Consider the following 20,963-nt stretch of genomic DNA (forward strand, 5'->3'; position numbering starts at 1 on the left):
CATTCCTCACCGGGTTTCTCGATAGAGCTCCCTTCCGATCAGCATGCGGCGTATCTCGGAAGTACCGGCGCCGATTTCGTAGAGCTTAGCGTCGCGCAGCAGCCGGCCCGCCGGAAAGTCGTTGATGTAGCCGTTGCCGCCAAGGGCCTGGATCGCCTGCAGCGCGACCTGCGTCGCCGCCTCGGCGGCATGAAGCACGCATCCCGCGGCATCCTTGCGAGTAGTCCCGCCTCGGTCACAAGCCGCCGCCACCGCATAGACATAGGCGCGAGCCGCATTGGAGGCTGTATACATATCGGCAAGCTTGCCCTGCATGAGCTGGAATTCACCGATCGATACGCCGAACTGTCGGCGCTCGTGGATATAGGGCACGACGAGATCGAGCGCCGCTGCCATCAGGCCGAGCGGTCCGCCGGCCAGCACGACGCGCTCGAAGTCGAGGCCGGACATCAGCACGCCCACGCCCGCATTGACCCGCCCGAGCACATTCTCGGCCGGCACCGGGCAATCCTCGAACACCAGTTCGCAGGTATTGGAGCCGCGCATGCCGAGCTTGTCGAGCTTGGGAGAGGAGTGAAAGCCCGGAAAATCGCGTTCGACGATGAAGGCGGTGATGCCGTGCTGGCCTGCGGCGGGGTGGGTCTTGGCGTAGACAACGAGAATATCGGCATCCGGCCCATTGGTGATCCACATCTTCGTGCCGTTGAGGACGAACTCGCCGGCTGCGGCCTCCGCCTTGAGCGTCATCGACACAACGTCGGACCCCGAGCCGGCCTCGGACATTGCGAGCGCACCGACATGCTCGCCCGAGATCAGCTTGGGCAGGTAGCGCTTCTTCTGCTCCGTCGTGGCGTGACGCGTGAGCTGATTCACCGCCAGGTTGGAGTGCGCGCCGTAGGACAGCCCGACCGAACCCGAGGCCCGGCTGATCTCCTCCATCGCCACACAGTGCGCCAAATAGCCCATGCCGGCGCCGCCATATTCCGGCTCGGCCGTGATGCCCAGCAGGCCGAGCCCGCCAAATTCCGGCCAGAGATCGCGCGGGAAACTGTTCTCGCGATCGATCACGGCGGCGCGTGGCGCGATCCTGGTGGACGCAAAGCGTCGCACGCTGTCCCGCAGGGCTTCGATTTCGGCGTCGAGACCGAAACTCAGGCCGCCATCATACATGGGCGCCCTCCTCCGCCATTCCTGCCGAAAGCGCCTGTCCAGCGCGTGACCGAGGCCTGGTTCCAAGGCTGGAGCAGATGGCCCTCCCCACCGCCGCAAGTCGCCGGAGATCGACGCCGGTTTCGATGCCGAGGCCCGCCAGCATGTAAACCAGATCCTCAGTCGCCAGGTTCCCGCTCGCCCCCGGAGCATAGGGGCAGCCGCCAAGCCCGCCCACGGCCGAGTCCACCGTGGTGACGCCGAGGTCGAGGCAGGCGAGAACATTGGCGAGCGCCTGCCCGTAGGTATCGTGGAAATGCAGGGCGATCCGGGAAATACCAATCTCCTGTGCCACCGCCGCGACCATCGCGCGGGCAACGTCGGGAGTACCGACGCCTATGGTATCCCCAAGCGAGACCTCCTCGCAGCCCATGCCGGCGAGCCGGCTGGCGACATCGACGACTTTACTCGGCGCTATCCTGCCCTCATAGGGACAGCCGAGACTGCAGCTCACATAACCGCGCACCCGCAATCCCTTGGCGCGCGCCTCCGCGACGATGGGGCGATAATCGGAAAGGCTTTGGTCGATGCCGCGCCCGATATTGTGGCGGCTGAAGCACTCCGATGCCGCGGCGAAGACCGCAATGCTGCGGGCGCCCGCCGTCAGCGCATCACTGAAGCCACGGCCATTGGGCACCAGGACAGGCAGACCGACCTCCGGGGGTAGCGTCAGGCCGGCCAATACCGCAGCGGTGGCAGCCAGTTGCGGTACATGCCGGGGCGAGACGAAGCTTCCGGCCTCGATCGTGCCGAGGCCCGTCTCGGCAAGCGCCTTGATCAAATCGATCCGCGCCTCGACCGGCAAGATCCTCGCCTCGTTCTGCAAGCCGTCGCGAGGACCGACTTCCACGATACGGATCGTTCTTGCCCGGCTCATGCTTCCGCCTCCAGTACGACGAGCTCGGCGCCGGCCGTGACCTGGTCACCGACGCCGACATCGACTGAACGCACCCTGCCCGCGCGCGGCGCCGCGACCGTGTGCTCCATCTTCATGGCTTCGATCACGACGAGGGCCTGCCCCTTCTCGACCGTATCGCCCGCCACTGTCGAAACAGAGAGGACCAGGCCTGGCATGGGCGAGACGATCCGCCCTCCAGCGGCTTCCTTGCTGCCTGCGGCACGCGCCGGATCAAGAAGGACGAAACGATAGGCGATCGCTCCGGCAAAAAGATGGATTTCGGAGCCAAGCTCAAGGAAACGCCGAGTGAGGAGCCTGTCTCCTACACGCAATCTCACAACGTTGTTCGGCTCAATGGATCCTTTTACGCTCCAGTTCTGGCCAAGAATGACTATTTCGTATCCATCGGATCTCCAAGTGACTTCGACTGGAACGACGTTGTCCCCAACGCCCAGTTCGAGCGTCCTTCGCGCAGCACCGCCAAGCCGCCAGCCGTGGGTCAGATTCCAGGGCGAGAACGGGTCGGCCGAGCCGGCCGGCCCCGCAAGACGTTCCATGCGCCGCACGGCAAGAAAGGCGGCCGCGGCAATTGCAGCAATGTCCGGGCCAGGGTCGGGCGAATGAAGTTCGTCGCCATGATGCTCGAGGAAACGAGTGTCGAGATCTTCCGGTGTCGCAAAGGCGGGATGTCTCAGGATACGCGTGAGAAACGCCCGATTGGTGGCGAGGCCGACCACCTCCGCGGCGTCGAGCGCTGCCGAAAGGCGGGCTAGGGCATCATCTCGATCTGCTCCGTGGCAGATGATCTTGGCCAGCAGGGAATCGTAGTACGGCGAGACGCTGTCGCCTTGCCGAAAGCCTGCATCGACGCGGATCCCGGCATTTCCCACGGGCAGGAAGAGGTGCTCGATACGACCCGTGCTGGGCAGGAAGCCGGCGTCGGGATTCTCGGCGCACAGCCTCGCTTCTATCGCGTGGCCCCTGCACGTGATCGCCTCCTGGCATAATGGCAGCCTTTCGCCAGCGGCCACCCGTAACTGCCACTCCACGAGATCGAGACCGGTGATCGCCTCCGTCACCGTGTGCTCCACCTGCAGCCGCGTGTTCATCTCCATGAAGAAGAACTGATCGCGATCCACAAGGAATTCGACCGTTCCGGCGCCGCGATAGTCTACGCAGCGCGCACAAGTGATGGCTGCCTCTCGCAGATTCCTGCGCAGGGTCTCCGGCAGCGCCGGCGCCGGTGCCTCCTCGATCAGCTTCTGGTGACGGCGCTGCACCGAGCAGTCGCGATCGAACAGATGCACCGTCGCGCCGTAGCGGTCGGCGAAGACCTGGACCTCGACATGCCGGGCCCGCTCCATGTAACGCTCCAGGATGACATGTTCGTCTCCGAAAGCGGCCATCGCCTCGCGCTGGGCTGCCTGGAGAGCCGGCAGGAGAGCATCAGCCGCCCCGACCACGCGCATCCCCTTGCCGCCGCCGCCGGCCGAAGGCTTGATCAGCACGGGAAAGCCGATCGCCGCAGCGGCGTCCGCCATGACGGCGACAGACTGGTCTTCCCCGTCATAGCCCGGCAAAACCGGCACCCCGGCGACGGCCACCCGCAGCCGAGCCTGTGCCTTGTCGCCCATCGCGCGAATGGTGGCGGCGGCAGGGCCGATAAAGACCAGGCCAGTTCTCACGCAGGCGTCAGCGAAATCGGCATTCTCGGCAAGGAAGCCATAGCCTGGATGCACGGCATCGGCCCCACTGGCTCTGGCGGCCGCAATGACGTTCGCAATGGAAAGGTAGCTCTCGGCGGCTGGGGACGGCCCGATCCGGAAGGCCGTGTCCGCCAGGCTTGCCGCGAGACCGTCGGCATCGGCATCGGAAAAGACCGCGACGGTCCGGATGCCCAATATCCTCGCCGTACGAATGATGCGTACGGCGATCTCGCCTCGATTGGCGACCAGCAGCGTACGAATCCCGCCGGCGAGACTTTTCACGACATCCACCCTGGCTTGCGCTTGGCGAAGAAGGCATCCAGACCCTCGCGGGCCTCCGGCGAGGAGCGAATGGCAGCGATACGGCGAGCGCTCTCCTCCACCTGCTCGGCCGTGATCGGGCCATCCATGTCGCAGGCAAGCTTCTTCGCGGCCGGGACAGCCTGTGGACCGCCCGCCAGGATGGCGGACAGGATGCGGTCGACGGCCAGGTCCAGTTCCTCTATCGCCGCCACTTCATGAATGAGCCCCAGACGCAATGCCTCTTCGGCGGAGAAATGCTGGGCCGTCGTGAAGAGGCGCCTTGCCGCGCGCACGCCGATGGCACGCACGACATAGGGACTGATGACGGCGGGGATCAAGCCGAGACGAACCTCGCTCAGCGCAAACCGTGCCTGCGGCACGGCCACGGCGACGTCGGAGCAGGCAATCAGCCCGAGAGCGCCCCCGAACGCGGCCCCCTGGATGCGAACCACCGTCGGCTTTGGACAAGCGTCCACCACGCGCATCAGTTCGGCCAGTTGGCGCGCATCGGCCAGATTATCCTCGGGAGAGGCATCGCTGATGCGCCGCATCCAGGCAAGATCGGCCCCGGCAGAGAAGGCGGCCCCGTCTGCTCGAAGAAGAACGACTCGAACGGCCGGATTCTCAGCGGCGAAAGCATAGGTCCGCGTCAGCTCAGCGACGAGGTGGTCGTCAAATGCGTTCATCACGTCCGGACGGTCCAGCGTGAGAACCATGACAGCGCCTTTCGTCTCGATGCGCAGACTCACATGCGGAACACGCCGAAGCGTGTCTCCCTGGCAGGGGCGTTGCGGACGACCGAGAGGGCTAGGGCCAGCACCATGCGTGTATCCGCGGGATCGATGATGCCGTCGTCCCAGAGTCTTGCCGTCGAATAGTAAGGACTGCCCTGCTCTTCGTAACGGGCTCGGATCGGGGCCTTGAAAGCCGCGTCCTCGGTGTCGGCGGTCGGCTGGCCTTTGTCCGTGCTCGCTCGTCGCACCTGGGAGAGAACATTGGCGGCCTGCTCGCCGCCCATCACGGAAATGCGGGCATTGGGCCACATCCACAGGAAGCGGGGATCATAGGCACGCCCGCACATCGCATAATTGCCGGCTCCGAAGGAATTGCCGATGACGACGGTGAGCTTGGGAACTTCGGCCGCTGCAACGGCGGCAACCAGCTTGGCGCCGTCCTTGGCGATGCCGCCGGCCTCGTAGTCGCGCCCGACCATGAAACCCGTGATGTTCTGCAGGAACACCAGCGGTATCCCGCGCTGGCAGGCAAGTTCGATGAAATGGGCACCCTTCAGGGCCGATTCCGAGAAAAGGATGCCGTTATTGGCAAGGATCGCGGCGGGGTATCCCCATATGCGGGCAAAACCTGTCACCAGGGTCGGGCCAAAGGATGCCTTGAACTCGTCGAATTCGGAGCCATCGACCAGTCGCGCGATGATCTGCCTGGCGTCATAGGGTCGGCGGGGATCGGCGGAGACGATGCCGTAGATACTCTCCGGCTCGTAGAGTGGTGGGTTAGGCGCTCCGCGCTCGCCGGGATCGGGCTTGGGTCGGTTGAGACCCGCAACGATTTCGCGTGCAAGACCGAGCGCATGAGCCTCGTTCTCGGCCGCATAATCAGCGACACCCGAGATGCGCGTATGGGTGTCGGTGCCCCCCAGTTCCTCGGCGCTGACGGTCTCTCCGGTCGCAGCCTTCACCAGAGGCGGGCCACCGAGAAAGATCGTTGCCTGATCGCGCACCATGACGACCTGGTCGGCCATCGCCGGCACATAGGCGCCACCGGCGGTGGAGCTTCCCATCACAACCGCGATCTGGGGGATGCCGGCAGCCGACAGCCTGGCCTGGTTGAAGAAGATGCGGCCGAAATGCTCTCGATCCGGAAACACTTCGTCCTGCATCGGCAGGAAAGCCCCGCCCGAATCAACCAGATAGATGCAGGGCAGATGATTGTCGGCCGCGATAGCCTGAGCACGCAGGTGCTTCTTCACCGTCAGCGGGAAATAGGTTCCTCCCTTCACGGTGGCGTCGTTGACGACCACCATGCACTCTTGTCCCGATACGCGGCCGATCCCGGTAATCAGGCCGGCAGCAGGAACTTCCTCTTCATAGAGCCCGAAAGCCGCGAGTTGCGAGAGTTCGAGGAAGGGAGTTCCGGGGTCGAGAAGGACTTCCAGTCGCTGGCGCGGCAGCAATTTGCCGCGTTTGGCATGCCTGTCTCTTGCGGTGGGAGAGCCACCAACAGCGGCCTGCGCGACCTTTTCCCTGAGGTCGCTCGTGAGGGCGAGCAGCGTATCCCGATTGCGCCGATACGCTTCGGAACGCCGATCGATTGTATCTCCTATGACCGGCATGCTCAGCGCCTCGTCCAATGCAGGATTTCCAGGGTCGCCCGAGAGGCGGAAGGAAATCGCTACGTCTTCACAAAGGTCCGACACCGCTTGTCGCAGTGGGCATTTCAGCATAAAAGAACGTACGTTCGTTTTTATAATGGCACACAGCCACATCCGCAAGTGAATTGCAGCGACCCAAGACGATGGCACGCAAGGCTGGTTCAAATGGCGCGAGAACAGCGGACGCTATCCGCGGCGCCGGCCTGCGCCTTATCTTCGAACACGGCTATGAGGGCATGAGCCTGCGCGACCTTGCCGACATGGTCGGCATCAGGCCGGGTTCCCTCTACAATCACATCGCCACCAAGCAGGCGCTACTATTCGAGTTGCTGGCCGATCACATGCGCACGCTGACCTCGGCGCTGGACGGAGCACTGGCCGGCATCGAAGGTCCCGAGGCAAGGCTGGACACCTTCATCGACTTCCACCTGCGCTACCATCTCACCCGCAAGATGGAAGTCTTCGTCAACAATTCAGAGCTGCGGAGCCTGGAGGCAGCCAACCGCGCCGTGATCACCGAACTGCGACGCGACTATGAAAGACGCCTGGCGGAAATCCTGGCGGAGGGCGTGATGGACGGCGCCTTCGTCGTGCCCGACGTGAAGGTGGCGACCTATGCGATTCTCGCCCAGCTTACCGGCGTCGTCGGCTGGTATACGCCACATGGCCGGCTGAGCGAGGACGAGATCGTCACCCTCCATCGCCAACTCGTCCTGCGAGGCGTGAGAGGGGGCTGAATTACTGATCATGCGCGAGGTCGAAGTCTTCTCGCGAGCGCTTGATCGCCGGCATTTCGAGATCCGCCCAGTCGATCAGGCCGCGCATGGGCACCTGCAGGGAGCGGCCGCGCTCGGTGAGCCGATATTCGACGCTTGGGGGCGTGGTGGGAAAGACGGTCCGCTCGATCAGCCCGTCACGCTGCAGGCTGCGCAGCGTCTCCGTCAGCATGCGCTGGGAAATGTCCTCGATCGCGCGGCGCAGTTCGCCGAAGCGATGGGGCCGTTGCGCCAGCGTCATGATCAGGAGATAGCTCCATTTGTCGCCGATGCGGTCGAGTATGTCCCGAATGGCGCATTCAGGGCGAGAACGCTTGGCGCGGACTACCTTGATCGGTTCCGCCGTCACCACCAGGCGGGCCGTTGCAGTTTGCCGTGCGGACATATTCACTCTCGCTCTTGATGCTGGTCCTCGTTGGAGACTAGCATGAGGGCCCGCCGTTAGCGACGCCGAGGTGGATTCCTGTTCCGGGCTTTCAAGGCACGGAATCCCGTCGGTCTTTAAAAGACTTATCAATTTTAGAACCAGGCTGCTGGAAGGTTCATAACTCCGCCTTGGGGCGGAATACGATCGCGAATGAGGAATGAAATGGAATATCGTCAATTAGGTGGTTCAGGTTTCAAGGTTCCCGTACTCAGTCTGGGCACAGGCACGTTCGGTGGCGGCGGCGAATTCTTCAAGGCCTGGGGTAATACCGATGCCGACGGAGCACGCCACCTGCTCGACATCTGCATCGACGCCGGCGTCACGATGTTCGACAGCGCCGACATCTACTCCGGCGGCCTCGCGGAGGAAGTTCTGGGCAAGGCGATCGCAGGCCGTCGCGACAAGGTTCTCATTTCGACCAAGGCGACTTTTCGGTCCGGCGAAGGGCCGAATGACGTCGGTTCTTCCCGCTTCCACCTCACCACTTCGGTCGAGAAGGCCCTGAAGCGGCTCGGAACCGACTACATCGACCTCTTCCAGCTTCACGGCTTCGACGCCCTGACACCGGTGGACGAGGTGCTCTACACGCTCGACACTCTCGTCCGCGCCGGCAAGATCCGTTACATCGGCGTCTCCAATTTCTCCGGCTGGCACCTGCAAAAGTCGCTCGACACGTCCGACCGTTACGGGCTGCCGCGCTATGTCGCGCACCAGGCGTATTACTCGCTGGTGGGCCGGGACTATGAATGGGAATTGATGCCGCTGGGTCTCGACCAGAAGGTCTCGGCCGTGGTGTGGAGTCCGCTCGGTTGGGGGCGTCTCACGGGCAAGATCCGCAGGGGCGTAGCGCTGCCGGAGCGCAGCCGCCTTCACAAGACCGCTGAAAACGGCCCGCCGGTGCCGGACGAATTGCTCTACCGCGTCGTGGATGCCCTTGACGCCGTTGCCGCGGAGACCGGCAAGAGCATACCGCAGATTGCCCTCAACTGGCTCCTGCACCGCCCGACCGTGGCCTCGATCATCGTCGGCGCGCGCGACGAAGCGCAACTGCTGGAGAACCTAGGAGCCGTCGGCTGGTCGCTCACGCCCGAGCAGATCGCCAAGCTCGACGAGGCCAGCACGGTCACGCTACCCTATCCCTACTGGCATCAGCGCGGCTTCACCGAGCGCAACCCTTCGCCGGTCTGATCAGGCGTGGTCCTTGTCGAACAAGGGCAGACGCACGCTCACACGGGCGCCCCGGCCGGGGGCGTCCGCGATCTCCACCGAGCCGCCATGGGCCTCCACCAGGGTCCGCACGATCGCAAGTCCCAGGCCGGCGCCCCCCGTTCCACGATTGCGTGAAATCTCGATGCGGCTGAACGGCTCCAACATGGCTTCGCGCTGATCCGCCGGAATGCCCGGTCCCTCGTCGTCGACGACCAGCATGATCGCATCCCCATCGAGCAATGTCTGCAGATGTGCGACTCGGCCATATTTCAAGGCGTTGTCGGCTATGTTGGCGACGATGCGGCGCAGGGCGAGACGGTCTCCCAAGACGCAGGCCTCTTCCGTGCCCGGACCGGGTGCAAAGACGATACGTGCGCCCGTCGCCCGTCTGTCCGTTGCCTCCGTGCGGATGATAGCCTGGAAATCGACGATCTCCTGGGCGAGTTCGCCGGCTCCGGCCCGGCTCGAAAGCAATGCGTCGTCGAGCAGGCGCACCATGTCGTCGATGTCGGCGATCGCCCTCTGCCGCTCGGCCTCATCCGGAATGAAATCCGCCCGCAGGCGAAGGCGTGTAGCGAAGGTCCGGACGTCATGGGATATGCCGCCTATCAGCGCCATGCGCGCGCGCATCATGCCCGAAAGGCGGCCCTGCAGGCGATTGAAGGCATTGATGACGGCGCGGATCTCCGGGGCGCTCCGCCTTGGTTGCGGCAGGGCGATGGGCACGCCGGAAAGATCCACCCGGTCGACCGCCGCGGCCAGCCGCGCCAGCGGTTTGGTCTCGCGTTGCATCACAAGAAGCGCCACCAGGGCAATGATCGTGCCCAGCAGGCCTGCGATGAAGCCGACTGGCAGGCCGAAGCGATTCACGGCCACCTGACTCTGCGTATCGATGACAAGCGCGCGGCCAGTTTTAAGGCCGATTCGGAACTCCAGCCCATTGGCGGCCAGCGCCGCCAATCGACGAAAGCGAAAGCCGACCGAAAGGTCCGGCGAGATGGTTAGAATCAAGGGTCGGCCGCCGAGAGCCTGCTCGTAGGGTCCCCGCACGCGCGCATCGACGGCGGGCATCACCACGGCGTCGGCGCCCATATTCGCGGCCAGGGTCGGCATGAAGATGGAAGTCGTCGCCGCTTGCAGGATGAGAGGCGTCTGCCTGTCGTCCGCCGCCTCCAGCGCCTCGGCCAAGGCCGCGACACGCGCCGGCTGCGGCCGCGCGCTCTCGGCCTCACCGCCTCGTACCCAGTAATGGGCCGCGAGCAGTACGATCCATACCGCGATCAGCCCGACGAGGATGATTAGGGCGATGCGAGTCGCCAGGGTGAGCCGCAGCATCATTGGATCTGCTTGACCTGCGCGGTGAAGAGGTAGCCGCCATTGCGGATGGTCGAGAACAGGTTGGAGCCGGGACTCGCCGCTTCCAGCTTCCGGCGCAGGCGTGAGATCAGCATGTCGACCGTGCGGTCGAACGGATCCGCCGAACGGCCGCGCGTCCAGTCGAGTATCTGATCGCGACTCAGCACCCGGCGCGGGCGCTGGATGAAGCAGGCCAGCAGATCGAATTCCGCACTGGTCAGCGCGATCGATCCTCCGTCGCCATCGACCTGTTCGAAGCTGCGGGCATCGATGTCCAGGATGAAACAATCGAAGGAATAGCGCCGGCTGGACGCCACGGGCTGGCTGATCTGCACGCGGCGCAGGATGGCCCGGATGCGCGCCAGCAACTCGCGCGGCCCGAAAGGCTTGGCCAGATAGTCGTCTGCCCCCAACTCCAAGCCGACCACGCGGTCGATCTCCTCGCTCTTGGCCGTGAGCATGAGAATTGGAATGGTGTTCGCCCCGCGCAGGCGGCGGCAAATCGACAGGCCATCCTCCCCCGGTAGCATCAGGTCGAGAACGATGAGATCCGGGCGCTCGCGCTGCAGGATGATATCCATGGCCTTGCCGTCCGCAGCCACCGATACCTCAAAGTCTTCACGCCGCAGAAAATCGGCGACGAGCCGGCTGATTTCCGGATCGTCCTCGACGATCAGGACATGGATCGACGATGTATTCATGCGCCCAGTCTTGAACAGAGCGGTGCAGCCGGCAAGTCGGGAAAGACCGTTTTTACAAAACGTTACACGGCAGCGATCAAACGACAACAAACGTTGTGTAGCGATGAAAGGGCATAGAAATACCAAGCGCACTCTTTCCTCGTCACCGGCGCCGATCGCGCCTTCTTCGAATGAGGAGAGAGATCCATGATGAGGCTTATCGCCATTCCCGCACTGGCCGCCGTCCTGTCCATCACCGCCATCGCCGATGCCAACGCAGGCTCATGGAGGCGGTCGGGAAGTGTCACCGGACCGCGCGGGACCACGAACTGGGGTGGCTCGGGCAGTTGCACAGGCGGGTCCTGCTCCTGGCAGGGCGGCGGTACGGGCTTTCGCGGCAACAGCTGGAGCCGTCAGGGAGAAGGCACCTGCGGCGGCGGAAGCTGCAATTGGAACGGTGAGTTCACCGGTCCGCGCGGCAATACCCGCACTTATGGCGGAACAATCTATCGCTGAGTTCCCGCGGGCCTGGCATCCACGCCCAGGCCCGCGCTTTCCGGAGTAGCCCGATGCCGGCTCAGATTTTCAGCCCGGACGTTCGATTGACCATCCTCGCGACCGCACTCGGCTTCATGGTGCTCGAATATCTGCTCGGCCGCCTGGCAAGCCACGATACCCACGACTTGAGGGAAAGTGCGGCCTCCTTCGCCATCGCCATTGGGCAGAACCTAGTGAAGAGCGCCGAAGCCCTGGTGGTCGCCCTGCCCTTCGCCTTCGTCCATCAGCATCGCCTGCTCGACTTTATACAGACGAGCCCCCAGGCCCTTGTCGCGCTCTTTCTCGGCAGTGAGTTCTTCTACTACTGGCACCACCGGGCCGCGCATCGCATACGCTGGATGTGGGCGACCCACTGCGTGCATCATTCGACCACGAAGCTGAACCTCACCGCAGCGGTTCGCCTTGGCTGGACCGGGAATGTCTCGGGCAATTTCCTCTTCTTCCTTCCGCTGGCCTGGATCGGTTTCCACCCCTTCGCCGTCCTTGGCATGCTCGCGCTGAATCTGATGTATCAGTTCTTCATTCACACTGAATTGCCACTCAGGCTGGGGCCCCTCGAATGGATACTCAACACCCCGACCCATCACCGCGTGCACCATGCCTGCAACCGGTCATGCCTCGACAGGAACTATGGCGGGATGCTCATCGTCTTCGACCGGCTGTTCGGAACCTTTGCGGCGGCGCCGAGGGATCAGCCCCTGCGCTATGGACTCGCAGGCGTTTCGCCGACGCTCAATCCCATCGGCATCGCGTTCGGCGAATGGTTCGCCATGTTCAGGGACTTCAGCGCCTGTACGTCCTGGCCGGAGCGCTGGCGAACACTCTTCGCGCCGCCCGGTGCGCCGCGCCGCCTGTCCAGGCGTCGGCGCGACGTGGCAGCCTCCCTTCTCGAGTTTCCACCCCACCACCCCGGAGAATGACATGAACGCATATTTGCCCTGCACTCTTACCGTTGCCGGCCTTGCCCTGGGGGCATTCGTCCTCCTGTTGCCGGCGACGGCCTATCCCCAGATGTCGCCGGAGATGAAGAGCCAGGCGCGAACCCTCCTGAAACCGTGCCTGCCCGACTACCGCAAATTCTGCAGCACCGTCGAAAAAGGCAATGGGCACATCCTGCAATGCCTGATCAGCCACAAGGCCGAGCTCAGCGCGGCCTGCAAGCAAGGCATCGTCAGTGCCAAGGCGTTGAGCGATAAGCAGGGCGGCGCGCAATAGCTCGACCGGTCAGCCGCTTGCGGGCGCGGCATCTATCACGCGAAACTGGACGCGCTCGCGCCCACCGTAGCGATCGACGCTGAGCGTACCCGCCACGTGGATGGCCTTGCCGCGATGGCTCGTCAACGCATCGCCGAGCGGCTGGCCGATACAGCGGAACGCAATGGCGTCCACCAGGGCGCCATTCTGCGCCTTGAGCCGCATGCGGAGGTGGTTTTCGCCGACGGTATCAGCGAAAGCCAGTTGATGGGACGGCAAAGCCAGGACCGGCTCGGGATTGCCCTGCCCGTAAGGGCCGGCTCGTTCGAGTATCTCGACGAGGCTCGTGGTGGCGCCGCTCGCAGAAAGGGCCCCGTCTATTTCGAGCGCCGCGCTGGCCCTCGCCGCCTCAACGCCGGCCGCGAGTTCTGCCTCCAGGAAGGCGCGAAAGGCACCGAGTTCAGTCTGTGCCAAAGTGACGCCGGCCGCCATGGCATGCCCCCCTCCCTTCGACAGAAGCCCGCGCTCTACGGCGAGGCGCACCGCCCGGCCGAGATCCACTCCGCCAATCGAGCGTCCCGACCCCGTACCCACGCCATCCTTGCCGAAGGCGATTGCGAAAGCAGGACGACCGAAACGCTCCTTGAGGCGAGCCGCCACGAGACCGACCACGCCCGGATGCCATCGGCTCGATGCGGTTACGACGGCCGCGCCCTTCTCTTCAGTCCCGAGCGAGGCCACGGCCTCGGCCAGTGCCTCCTCCAGCATCACCGCCTCCACCGTCTGGCGCTCGCGGTTGAGACGGTCGAGCGTGGCGGCGATCGACGCCGCCTCCTGCTCGTCCTCGGTCAGCAGGAGCCGCGCACCCAATGCTGCATCGCCGATACGACCGCCGGCATTGATGCGAGGCCCGAGCAGGAAGCCGAGATGGTAGGGTCGTGGCGGGCCATCCAGACGCGCCATGTCCATGAGAGCCTTGAGTCCCGCCCGCCGGCGCTGGCGCATCACGATCAGTCCCCGCGCGACGAAGGCCCTGTTGAGGCCCTTGAGGGGCACGACGTCGGCCACCGTGCCCAGGGCGACCAGATCGAGCCTCGACAGCAGATCCGGCTCCGGTCTCGCCGTGGACCACCAGCCGCGACGCCGCAACGTCCGGCTCGTGGCGACGAGCAGCAGGAAGGTCACCCCGCATGCGCACAGGTGCCCCTGCGCGGAAAGGTCATCAAGGCGGTTCGGATTCACGACGGCAACCGCGGGAGGGAGCGTTTCGCCAGCCTGGTGATGATCCACCACGAGCGTCTCGAAGCCGATTTGGGCCGCCTTGGAGAGGACTTCCACGCTCGTCGTGCCGCAATCCACCGTCACAAGCAGGCTCGCCCCATCGGCCCGCAACAGGCGGATCGCCTCCTCGTTCGGTCCATAACCTTCATAGATGCGATCGGGAATGTGGATGCGAGGCGTCAGCCCGGATTCGCGAAGCCAACCGGAGAGAAGAGCGGAGGATGTCGCGCCATCCACGTCGTAGTCGCCGAATATGGCGATCTTCTCCTGCCGTATCACTGCGTCCGCCAGACGCTCCGCCGCGATATCCATGTCGGTCAGACGAGAGGGATCGGGCATGTAGTGACGCACGGTCGGCGCAAGATAGGCCTCGGCCTCTTCGGAAGTGACCCCCCTGCCTGCCAGGACGCGGGCCAGCAGATCGGGCTGCCCGGCGCGCTGGGCCAGGGCCACCGCCTGCATCTGGCCCTGGCTGTCCAGACGCTCGCGCCAGGCCTTTCCCGTGAACGAGGACTGTATGTCCAGGAAAAAGCGTGAGGAAGTCGAAGTTGGCTGCATGGCCCGACCATATCGAGGCACGCCGGTGCTTCGCCAGAGATTTTCTGTGCGGTGCCGAACCACTTCACGCCGCGATCCGAAATTCAGGTTCCAATCAGCGCTTCCACCCTTTTCGCGAAGGCGGCTTCATCGACGCTGAAGGCCTGGTCGTAATCTCCCGGGCCGCCGACCAGCCAGTCGTAGTGGAGGCCTATCCGTTTGCTGACCCACAAATAGGTGCTCTTGGTGAAGTTCTCCGGGAAAATCTCCAGGACCTTCGTACCAGGCCTGCAGAAAGCGAGATTGCCGAGCCCTGCACCGTGCACGCCGATGATGATATCGGCCTGCGAGAAGTTCCTTACCTGGTCGGCATGGTTGTCCGCCCGCGCTTCGAAGCGCTCGAAGCCATGGTCTTTCGCGATCTCGAAGAGGGCTTCCTCGTTAACGAGACGTCTGATCTTGCTGTTGCCCCGAGAAAAGAAGAGCCTGCGGCCGTTGCCTGGCTGAATGCCGTAATGTCCGCGGAAAATCTCGGCAAGGCGATGCACCGGGGGGGCGGCGGCGAAGTTCCATTCGGCATTTCCAGCCTCGAACGACAGCCATAGCGCTTCCTCGACGGGCAACCTGCCATCCTCGGGAAGTTCGACGGTGTTCAACCCGGGATAGGCCTCCTCCAACATGGTGCAGGCCTGCCGCAGGATCGCCAGTCGCGAAGGCGTGCAGACAAGCGTGAGCGGCATGCCCCTGGAATGCAGCCTTTCCAGATAGTCCACCAGAGGGACGAGGTCGTGAAACAGCGCATGATAGTAATTGTCGGTACGGGCGAGGAAATGGCAACGCCCCCTCAAGGGTGCCTGCCCGCGCAGTGTTCGCGCCTTGGCGAAGTTCCAATTGGCGGTCCCGCTATGCGTCATGACGACGGCCTGGTGCGCAGGATCCATGATCAGGCCGACATGGCCCAGCAACTGGGCATCGCGAATCGTCACCGCCATCTGGCGAGCCTTGACCGTCGGTTCGCCGCGCCAGTCACCGGCAAGGGTATCATAGGACCAGCACCGGTCGCGGACGAAGGCGGTCTCGGCCTCGGAGAAGGACGTCGGCAGATCGAAGCTGCGATCCTCCAGAACGCCGCTCGCGGCCTTGGCCGGCTGTACCGTGCGCGGATAGAAGGAGAAATGACGCCTCAGGAGAGGGATACGGCCTATTGTGGCGCCCGTCGCCAGCCAGCGCCAATAGCGGATGTTGAAACGCTTGCGAAATCCGGATTTGACGCGGGCCATTTCTGCCGTTTCATTGCCATTGAATAGCCAAGCGGCTATAGCCGCGCCACCATCCTCTGTCTATGAGTCAGACCTTGAAAGCTATCATTCTCGCCGGCGGCATGGGTACACGCATTTCCGAGGAATCGCATCTGCGGCCCAAGCCCATGATCGAAATCGGTGGCAGGCCGATCCTTTGGCACATCATGAAGATCTACAGCCATCACGGCATCAACGACTTCGTGATCTGTCTTGGCTACAAGGGCTATATGATCAAGGAGTATTTCTCCAACTATTTTATGCATAATGCCGATGTCACGATCGACGTTCAGAAGAACGAGATCAGCTATCACAATCAGAAGGCCGAGCCGTGGCGTGTGACCATGGTCGACACCGGCGAGAACAGCATGACGGGAGGGCGCCTGAAACGTGTCGCGTCCCTGCTCGACCCGGGCGAGCCCTTCTGCTTCACCTATGGCGATTGCGTGGGCAATATCGACATCACCGCCCAGATTGCCTTCCACAAGAGCCATGGCAAGCGCGCGACGCTGACGGGTGTCGTGCCTCCCGGACGCTATGGTTCGATTACGCTCGATGGGGACCGCATCACCAGCTTCGTCGAGAAGCCTCCCGGTGACAATACGCTGATCAATGGCGGTTTCTTCGTGCTCGACGCAAGCGTGACGGAACTCATTGAGAGCGATACGACGCCCTGGGAGGCGACGCCACTCGAGGCCCTGGCGGCGAACGACGAATTGATGGCTTGGCGCCACGAGGGCTTCTGGCATCCGATGGACACGCTGCGGGACAAGAACCATCTGGAACAGCTGTGGTCGCAGGGCAAGGCGCCGTGGAAGGTATGGGCGTGAGCGGCGCACTCCCCCAGACGAATTTCTGGCGGGGCCGGAAGGTCCTTCTTACCGGACATACCGGTTTCAAGGGTAGCTGGGCGGCGCTCTGGCTCCGTGAGCTAGGCGCCGAAGTAACGGGCTTTGCCCTGCCGCCCGAGCCTGACCAGACGCTCTTCGCCGCCGCAGGCGTGGGGCATGCCATCCGCTCAGTCTTTGGCGACCTTCGCGATCTCAAGGCTGTCAGGCAAGTCGTGAGCGACACGCGCCCGGACATCGTCCTTCATCTGGCGGCGCAGGCATTGGTTCGCCGCTCGCTGGGCGACCCCATCGAGACCTTTGCTTCCAATGTCATGGGTACTGCCAACCTCCTCGAGGTCTTGCGGTCTGCCGACGGGCTGCAGGGCATTCTGGTGGTTACCTCCGACAAGGTGTACCTCAACGAAGAGAAGGGCACCGCTTTCCTCGAGGGCGACAAGCTCGGCGGCAAGGACCCCTACTCCGCCTCCAAGGCAGCCTCGGAAATCGTCGCCTATTCCTACGCCCGCTCCTTCTTCGACAAGGCTGGCGTGCGGCTGGCGACGGCACGCGGAGGCAATGTCATCGGCGGCGGCGATCATTCCGCAGACAGGCTGGTGCCGGATATCGTGCGCGCGGTGCGCAGCGGCAGGACGCTGGAACTGCGGCATCCCGAGGCCACTCGTCCCTGGCAGCATGTGCTGGACTGCGTGAACGGCTACCTCGTCTACACGGAAGCCCTCGTCGACCGGGCAGATACGCCGCGTTCTCTCAATTTCGGCCCCGATCCCGCTCATCCGCTGCCTGTCGCCGCCGTGGCCGACGCGGTCTTCTCCGCGCTCGACCGCAAAGCTGACTGGGTCCACAAGCCCGTTCCCGGTTCGATCGAGATGAAGGCGCTTACCGTGAACTCGGACGCGGCTCGTCAGGTGCTCGGCTGGCAGGACAGGCTCGCGGGGCCCCCAAGCCTGGAATGGACGGCGCAATGGTATGCCGCGGAGGCTGCCGGCCAGGACATGCACGCCTACACCATCGACCAGATTTCACGTTTCTCAAGCCTTTGAGGCAATTGCCATGCCCCACATCCCCAATTGCCGGTTCTGCTCGACTCCGCTGACGACTACCCTGTGCGACCTCGGCTCCATGCCGCTCGCCAACGACTACCGCCTTCCGGACGACAAGAATCCCGAGCGCAGCTTCCCCCTCCACGCTCGCGTCTGCCCGAGCTGTCTTCTCGTCCAGGTCGACGATTCCGTGCCGCCGGATGCCATCTTCTCCGACTATGCCTATTTCTCTTCCTATTCGGACAGTTGGGTCGCCCACGCCAGGCGCTATGCGGAGGCGATGATCGAGCGCTTCCGCCTCGGTCCCGATTCCCTGGTGGTTGAGGTCGCCTCGAACGACGGATATTTGCTTCAGCATTTCAAGGCTGCAGGCGTGCCCGTGCTGGGCGTCGAACCGGCAGCGAATGTGGCCGAGACGGCTCGCGCCAAGGGCATCGACACCGAGGTCGCGTTCTTCGGCGTAGAGACCGCAAGCGGCCTCGTCGCACAGGGCAGGCGCGCGGACCTGATGGCCGCCAACAACGTGCTCGCGCATGTTCCCGACATCCGTGACTTCGTCGGCGGTTTCGCCACGCTGCTGAAGCCCGAAGGCGTTGTCACCTTCGAGTTCCCGCATGTTCTCAATTTGATCGAGAAGGTGCAGTTCGACACCATCTACCACGAGCACTTCTCCTATCTCTCGCTCGTAACGGTGGAGAAGGTGTTCGAAGCGGTGGGGCTCAAGGCCATCGACGTCGAGGAATTGCCCACTCACGGCGGCTCGCTTCGCCTTTTCGCCTCCCCTTTCGCCTCCAGCCACCGGCCCTCCTCGCGCCTGAATGTCCTGCGCGCCAAGGAGCACGCCGCCGGGCTCGACACCCTCTCGGGCTATGAGGGTTTCGCCGCCAAGGTCGCAGAGGTCAAACGCGGCTTCCTCGATTTTCTCGCCCGGGCCAAGTCTCAGAACAAGAAGATCGCGGCCTATGGCGCGGCCGCCAAGGGTAACACCTTCCTGAATTTCTGCGGCGCCACCCCGGCCGACATCGTCGCCGTTTTCGATCGCTCTCTGGCCAAGCAGGGCCGCCTCCTGCCAGGCAGCCAGATTCCCATTCTGTCGCCGGACAAGATAAGCGAAATCGCGCCCGACTATCTGGTCATCCTTCCCTGGAACATCGCTGAGGAAGTGATGGAGCAGACCCGTCCCCTGATGCCCGACGGTAGCCTGTTTGTCACGGCGGTGCCTCATATCAAGACCCTGCCATGATCTTCACCGAGACGAAGATCCCCGGTTGCTTCGTGATAGACCCCGAGCCGCGGCGGGATGAGCGCGGCTTCTTCGCGCGTCTCTATTGCCCCGATGAGTTTGCCGCGGCGGGCATCCCGTTCGTACTGACCCAGGGAAATCTGTCCCGCAACGACAAGGCCTTCACCCTACGCGGTTTGCATTTCCAGGATCCGCCTTTCGCCGAGGCGAAGCTCGTGCAGGTCGCGCGGGGGGCTATCCTCGATGTCGCCGTTGACCTTCGTCCCGACAGCCCGAGTTTTCGTCAGTGGACCGGCGTCGAACTCACGGCCGACAACGCCCGCCAGTTCTACATTCCCGAGGGCTGCGCCCACGGCTTTCTCACGTTGACGGCAGGTACGGACGTCATCTACGGCATGGGCAGCAAATATATACCCGGGCATGCGCGAGGCTATCGCTACGACGATCCGGCCTTCGGGATCGACTGGCCGCACGAACCGGCTTCCATCTCCGCGGTCGATCTTGCCTGGCCGGCCTTCGTGAAATAGCGCATTCGCCTTAGGATTCGTTCGGGCGCCTTCAATTCCGGCTCGCTGCCCCGGAATTCGACCAGTTCGTGCGCTCTCCCGGCGGTACAAAATGGAACTGCCGGCCCTCATTCGGGACCGGCAGTCGGCCTGAACCTCGATCGGCCTGACGATCAGCGGCAAACCTTGCGGGTCGTAACGACCCAGCGGCCATGCCTGCGGATCTTGCTCTTGACGATCTTGCACCTGGGACCGTGGTGGTGGAAATGGGCATCCCCCACCGAAGCGGTATCACGCAGCGGGGCAGCGGATGCGCTAACGGGGGCATAAGAAAGAGCCGCAAATGACAGAGCCGCAACGGCAATAATAATCTTCTTCATGATATTAAATTTCCTTGGGTAAGATATGAAAGCGCTCCCCAGCGCTGCGATCAATATAGTGATCCCTATGAACGATTGTTGAATGGAATTGCTTAACGCGCCTCTGCGTCATCACAAAAATTTTATCGTACATTTTCAAACTCATTCGGCGGAAGGGAGAGGCGGCGCTCCGGCCGTCACTCCCTCGCCGATGCTTGTTGTTCAATATTCGTCGAGTGCTTCCAGAACGAGCTGAGCGGTGAGTTCGCTGCTGTATTGCTGCTGCCCGGTAATGAGACGTCCATCGCGGATTGCAAACGGCTCGTCAGCACCACGACACAGGAATGTCGTTCCGGCAAGGCCGGCAGCCTCGCCCTGGATCGTGTAGTCGTTGAGCTTCATGCCGAAAGCGGCATTCACCTCCTCTTCTTCCTCATCGCTGAAGCCCGTCCATTTCTTTCCTTCGGCAAGGAGGCGTCCGTTGGACAGACGGGTCCACAGCAACAGGGAAGAACCATGGCAGATCGTCGCGACGATCCGGCCGCTCTCGTAGAAATCCGCGATCAATTTATGCAGGGCGACGTCGTCCTTGAAGGTCAGCAGTGGTCCACCTCCACCGGCTACCCAAACGGCATCGTAGTCATCGACGTTCACGCTGGCGATAGGCAGCGTGTTCTTCAGAAGGGGGGCGAATTTCGCGTGGTTGACGAAGCCGAGCGTGATGAGGTCGTCGGCATAGGCGCCATTGGGCGTGCGCGGATCACTGTGGGTATCGATCATCACCTCACCGCCCCGTGGCGAAGCGATATCGACCCGATGACCGGCCTCGACGAACGCAAGGAAGGCCCGAGTCATCTCCTCACCGAAGAACCCCACCGGAAAGCCCTTGAGGTGGGCCGTGTTGGACACAATGGACAAGATGCGACGCGGCTTACGCTTCACGCCGGCTCTCGTTTCGACTTTCAGATCAGATGCCGACAATTGACAATTCCTCGGAGTTGCAGGGAGAGGCAAACGGGCGTGTGCGTCCGAAATAGATGAAGCGCATAACCCACCTGTTACATGAAGGCGATTGCCCTGAGCCCAAAATAAGTCTGGTCCGATAGATTCACCAAGAGGAATTAGATATATCTCTACGTCATT

Annotated in this window: 21 protein-coding genes; 9 read left to right on the top strand and 12 right to left on the bottom strand. The window is 63.3% G+C overall.

Annotation, left to right across the window (positions count from 1 at the left end; genetic code table 11):
• Nucleotides 1-6: 6 nt before the first annotated feature.
• The 5 genes from AC6H34_RS24465 to AC6H34_RS24485 are packed head-to-tail and all read right to left on the bottom strand — an operon-like array spanning nucleotide 7 to nucleotide 6,466.
• Nucleotides 7-1,170 (bottom strand): isovaleryl-CoA dehydrogenase, encoded by a 1,164-nt coding sequence (locus AC6H34_RS24465; protein WP_497540520.1) that lies wholly within the window; start codon nucleotides 1,168-1,170, stop codon nucleotides 7-9.
• Entirely contained in the window at nucleotides 1,163-2,086 is a 924-nt protein-coding gene (locus AC6H34_RS24470; protein WP_497540521.1) for a hydroxymethylglutaryl-CoA lyase, read from the bottom strand. The genes AC6H34_RS24465 and AC6H34_RS24470 overlap by 8 nt, the downstream gene beginning before the upstream one ends.
• On the bottom strand, nucleotides 2,083-4,095 hold the full coding sequence (locus AC6H34_RS24475; protein WP_497540522.1) for an acetyl/propionyl/methylcrotonyl-CoA carboxylase subunit alpha: 2,013 nt from the start codon (nucleotides 4,093-4,095) through the stop codon (nucleotides 2,083-2,085). Before AC6H34_RS24475 ends, AC6H34_RS24470 begins: the two co-directional genes overlap by 4 nt.
• Entirely contained in the window at nucleotides 4,092-4,865 is a 774-nt protein-coding gene (locus AC6H34_RS24480) for an enoyl-CoA hydratase-related protein (RefSeq protein WP_497540523.1), read from the bottom strand. The genes AC6H34_RS24475 and AC6H34_RS24480 overlap by 4 nt, the downstream gene beginning before the upstream one ends.
• A complete protein-coding gene (locus AC6H34_RS24485; RefSeq protein WP_497540524.1) occupies nucleotides 4,862-6,466 on the bottom strand; it encodes a carboxyl transferase domain-containing protein in 1,605 nt (534 codons plus the stop codon). The genes AC6H34_RS24480 and AC6H34_RS24485 overlap by 4 nt, the downstream gene beginning before the upstream one ends.
• Nucleotides 6,467-6,648: 182 nt before the next feature.
• Here AC6H34_RS24485 and AC6H34_RS24490 point away from each other — a divergent pair, with 182 nt between their 5' ends.
• The gene (locus AC6H34_RS24490; RefSeq protein WP_497540525.1) at nucleotides 6,649-7,242 is read left to right on the top strand and encodes a TetR/AcrR family transcriptional regulator; all 594 of its coding nucleotides are present in this window, start codon (nucleotides 6,649-6,651) and stop codon (nucleotides 7,240-7,242) included.
• 1 nt (nucleotide 7,243) lies between these two features.
• On the opposite strand, the gene AC6H34_RS24495 is transcribed toward AC6H34_RS24490, so the two are convergent.
• Nucleotides 7,244-7,666, bottom strand: a complete 423-nt coding sequence (locus AC6H34_RS24495; protein ID WP_448147559.1) for a winged helix-turn-helix transcriptional regulator — start codon at nucleotides 7,664-7,666, stop codon at nucleotides 7,244-7,246.
• Between the two features lie 204 nt (nucleotides 7,667-7,870).
• Here AC6H34_RS24495 and AC6H34_RS24500 point away from each other — a divergent pair, with 204 nt between their 5' ends.
• Nucleotides 7,871-8,896 carry an aldo/keto reductase gene (locus AC6H34_RS24500; RefSeq protein ID WP_497540526.1) on the top strand — a complete coding sequence of 342 codons (1,026 nt, stop codon included), beginning with the start codon at nucleotides 7,871-7,873 and terminating at the stop codon, nucleotides 8,894-8,896.
• On the opposite strand, the gene AC6H34_RS24505 is transcribed toward AC6H34_RS24500, so the two are convergent.
• Together AC6H34_RS24505 and AC6H34_RS24510 are read right to left on the bottom strand one after the other, a co-directional pair.
• Complete coding sequence (locus AC6H34_RS24505; RefSeq protein WP_497540527.1) at nucleotides 8,897-10,255, bottom strand: sensor histidine kinase; 1,359 nt, start codon at nucleotides 10,253-10,255, stop codon at nucleotides 8,897-8,899.
• On the bottom strand, nucleotides 10,252-10,974 hold the full coding sequence (locus tag AC6H34_RS24510; protein ID WP_497540528.1) for a response regulator: 723 nt from the start codon (nucleotides 10,972-10,974) through the stop codon (nucleotides 10,252-10,254). Before AC6H34_RS24510 ends, AC6H34_RS24505 begins: the two co-directional genes overlap by 4 nt.
• A gap of 186 nt (nucleotides 10,975-11,160) precedes the next feature.
• Between AC6H34_RS24510 and AC6H34_RS24515 the strand changes: the two genes are divergently transcribed.
• Genes AC6H34_RS24515 through AC6H34_RS24525 form a run of 3 tightly spaced genes read left to right on the top strand, consistent with a single transcriptional unit; the run spans nucleotide 11,161 to nucleotide 12,726 of the window.
• Nucleotides 11,161-11,469 (top strand): hypothetical protein, encoded by a 309-nt coding sequence (locus AC6H34_RS24515; protein ID WP_497540529.1) that lies wholly within the window; start codon nucleotides 11,161-11,163, stop codon nucleotides 11,467-11,469.
• 53 nt (nucleotides 11,470-11,522) lie between these two features.
• Complete coding sequence (locus tag AC6H34_RS24520) at nucleotides 11,523-12,431, top strand: sterol desaturase family protein (RefSeq protein WP_497540530.1); 909 nt, start codon at nucleotides 11,523-11,525, stop codon at nucleotides 12,429-12,431.
• Between the two features lies 1 nt (nucleotide 12,432).
• Nucleotides 12,433-12,726, top strand: a complete 294-nt coding sequence (locus AC6H34_RS24525; protein ID WP_448147565.1) for a cysteine rich repeat-containing protein — start codon at nucleotides 12,433-12,435, stop codon at nucleotides 12,724-12,726.
• Nucleotides 12,727-12,735: 9 nt separating this feature from the next.
• Here the strand turns inward: AC6H34_RS24525 and recJ are convergent, their stop codons facing one another.
• Together recJ and AC6H34_RS24535 are read right to left on the bottom strand one after the other, a co-directional pair.
• Nucleotides 12,736-14,544, bottom strand: coding sequence for a single-stranded-DNA-specific exonuclease RecJ (recJ, locus tag AC6H34_RS24530; protein ID WP_497540531.1), 1,809 nt, complete (start codon nucleotides 14,542-14,544; stop codon nucleotides 12,736-12,738).
• An 83-nt stretch (nucleotides 14,545-14,627) separates the two neighbouring features.
• Nucleotides 14,628-15,803, bottom strand: coding sequence for a glycosyltransferase family 61 protein (locus AC6H34_RS24535; protein ID WP_448147567.1), 1,176 nt, complete (start codon nucleotides 15,801-15,803; stop codon nucleotides 14,628-14,630).
• A 74-nt stretch (nucleotides 15,804-15,877) separates the two neighbouring features.
• On the opposite strand from AC6H34_RS24535, the gene rfbF reads away from it, so the two are divergent.
• The 4 genes from rfbF to AC6H34_RS24555 are packed head-to-tail and all read left to right on the top strand — an operon-like array spanning nucleotide 15,878 to nucleotide 19,482.
• Nucleotides 15,878-16,651, top strand: a complete 774-nt coding sequence (rfbF, locus tag AC6H34_RS24540; RefSeq protein WP_448147568.1) for a glucose-1-phosphate cytidylyltransferase — start codon at nucleotides 15,878-15,880, stop codon at nucleotides 16,649-16,651.
• Nucleotides 16,642-17,712 carry a CDP-glucose 4,6-dehydratase gene (gene rfbG, locus AC6H34_RS24545; RefSeq protein WP_497541276.1) on the top strand — a complete coding sequence of 357 codons (1,071 nt, stop codon included), beginning with the start codon at nucleotides 16,642-16,644 and terminating at the stop codon, nucleotides 17,710-17,712. Before rfbF ends, rfbG begins: the two co-directional genes overlap by 10 nt.
• A gap of 10 nt (nucleotides 17,713-17,722) precedes the next feature.
• The gene (locus AC6H34_RS24550) at nucleotides 17,723-18,955 is read left to right on the top strand and encodes a methyltransferase domain-containing protein (RefSeq protein WP_497540532.1); all 1,233 of its coding nucleotides are present in this window, start codon (nucleotides 17,723-17,725) and stop codon (nucleotides 18,953-18,955) included.
• Complete coding sequence (locus AC6H34_RS24555) at nucleotides 18,952-19,482, top strand: dTDP-4-dehydrorhamnose 3,5-epimerase family protein (protein WP_497540533.1); 531 nt, start codon at nucleotides 18,952-18,954, stop codon at nucleotides 19,480-19,482. Before AC6H34_RS24550 ends, AC6H34_RS24555 begins: the two co-directional genes overlap by 4 nt.
• Nucleotides 19,483-19,634: 152 nt before the next feature.
• On the opposite strand, the gene AC6H34_RS24560 is transcribed toward AC6H34_RS24555, so the two are convergent.
• Both AC6H34_RS24560 and AC6H34_RS24565 read right to left on the bottom strand, forming a co-directional pair.
• The gene (locus AC6H34_RS24560) at nucleotides 19,635-19,841 is read right to left on the bottom strand and encodes a hypothetical protein (RefSeq protein ID WP_497540534.1); all 207 of its coding nucleotides are present in this window, start codon (nucleotides 19,839-19,841) and stop codon (nucleotides 19,635-19,637) included.
• A 201-nt stretch (nucleotides 19,842-20,042) separates the two neighbouring features.
• The gene (locus AC6H34_RS24565) at nucleotides 20,043-20,762 is read right to left on the bottom strand and encodes a type 1 glutamine amidotransferase domain-containing protein (RefSeq protein ID WP_497540535.1); all 720 of its coding nucleotides are present in this window, start codon (nucleotides 20,760-20,762) and stop codon (nucleotides 20,043-20,045) included.
• Nucleotides 20,763-20,963: the final 201 nt, after the last annotated feature.

The sequence above is a fragment of the Labrys sp. ALF-8 genome, from assembly GCF_059699065.1.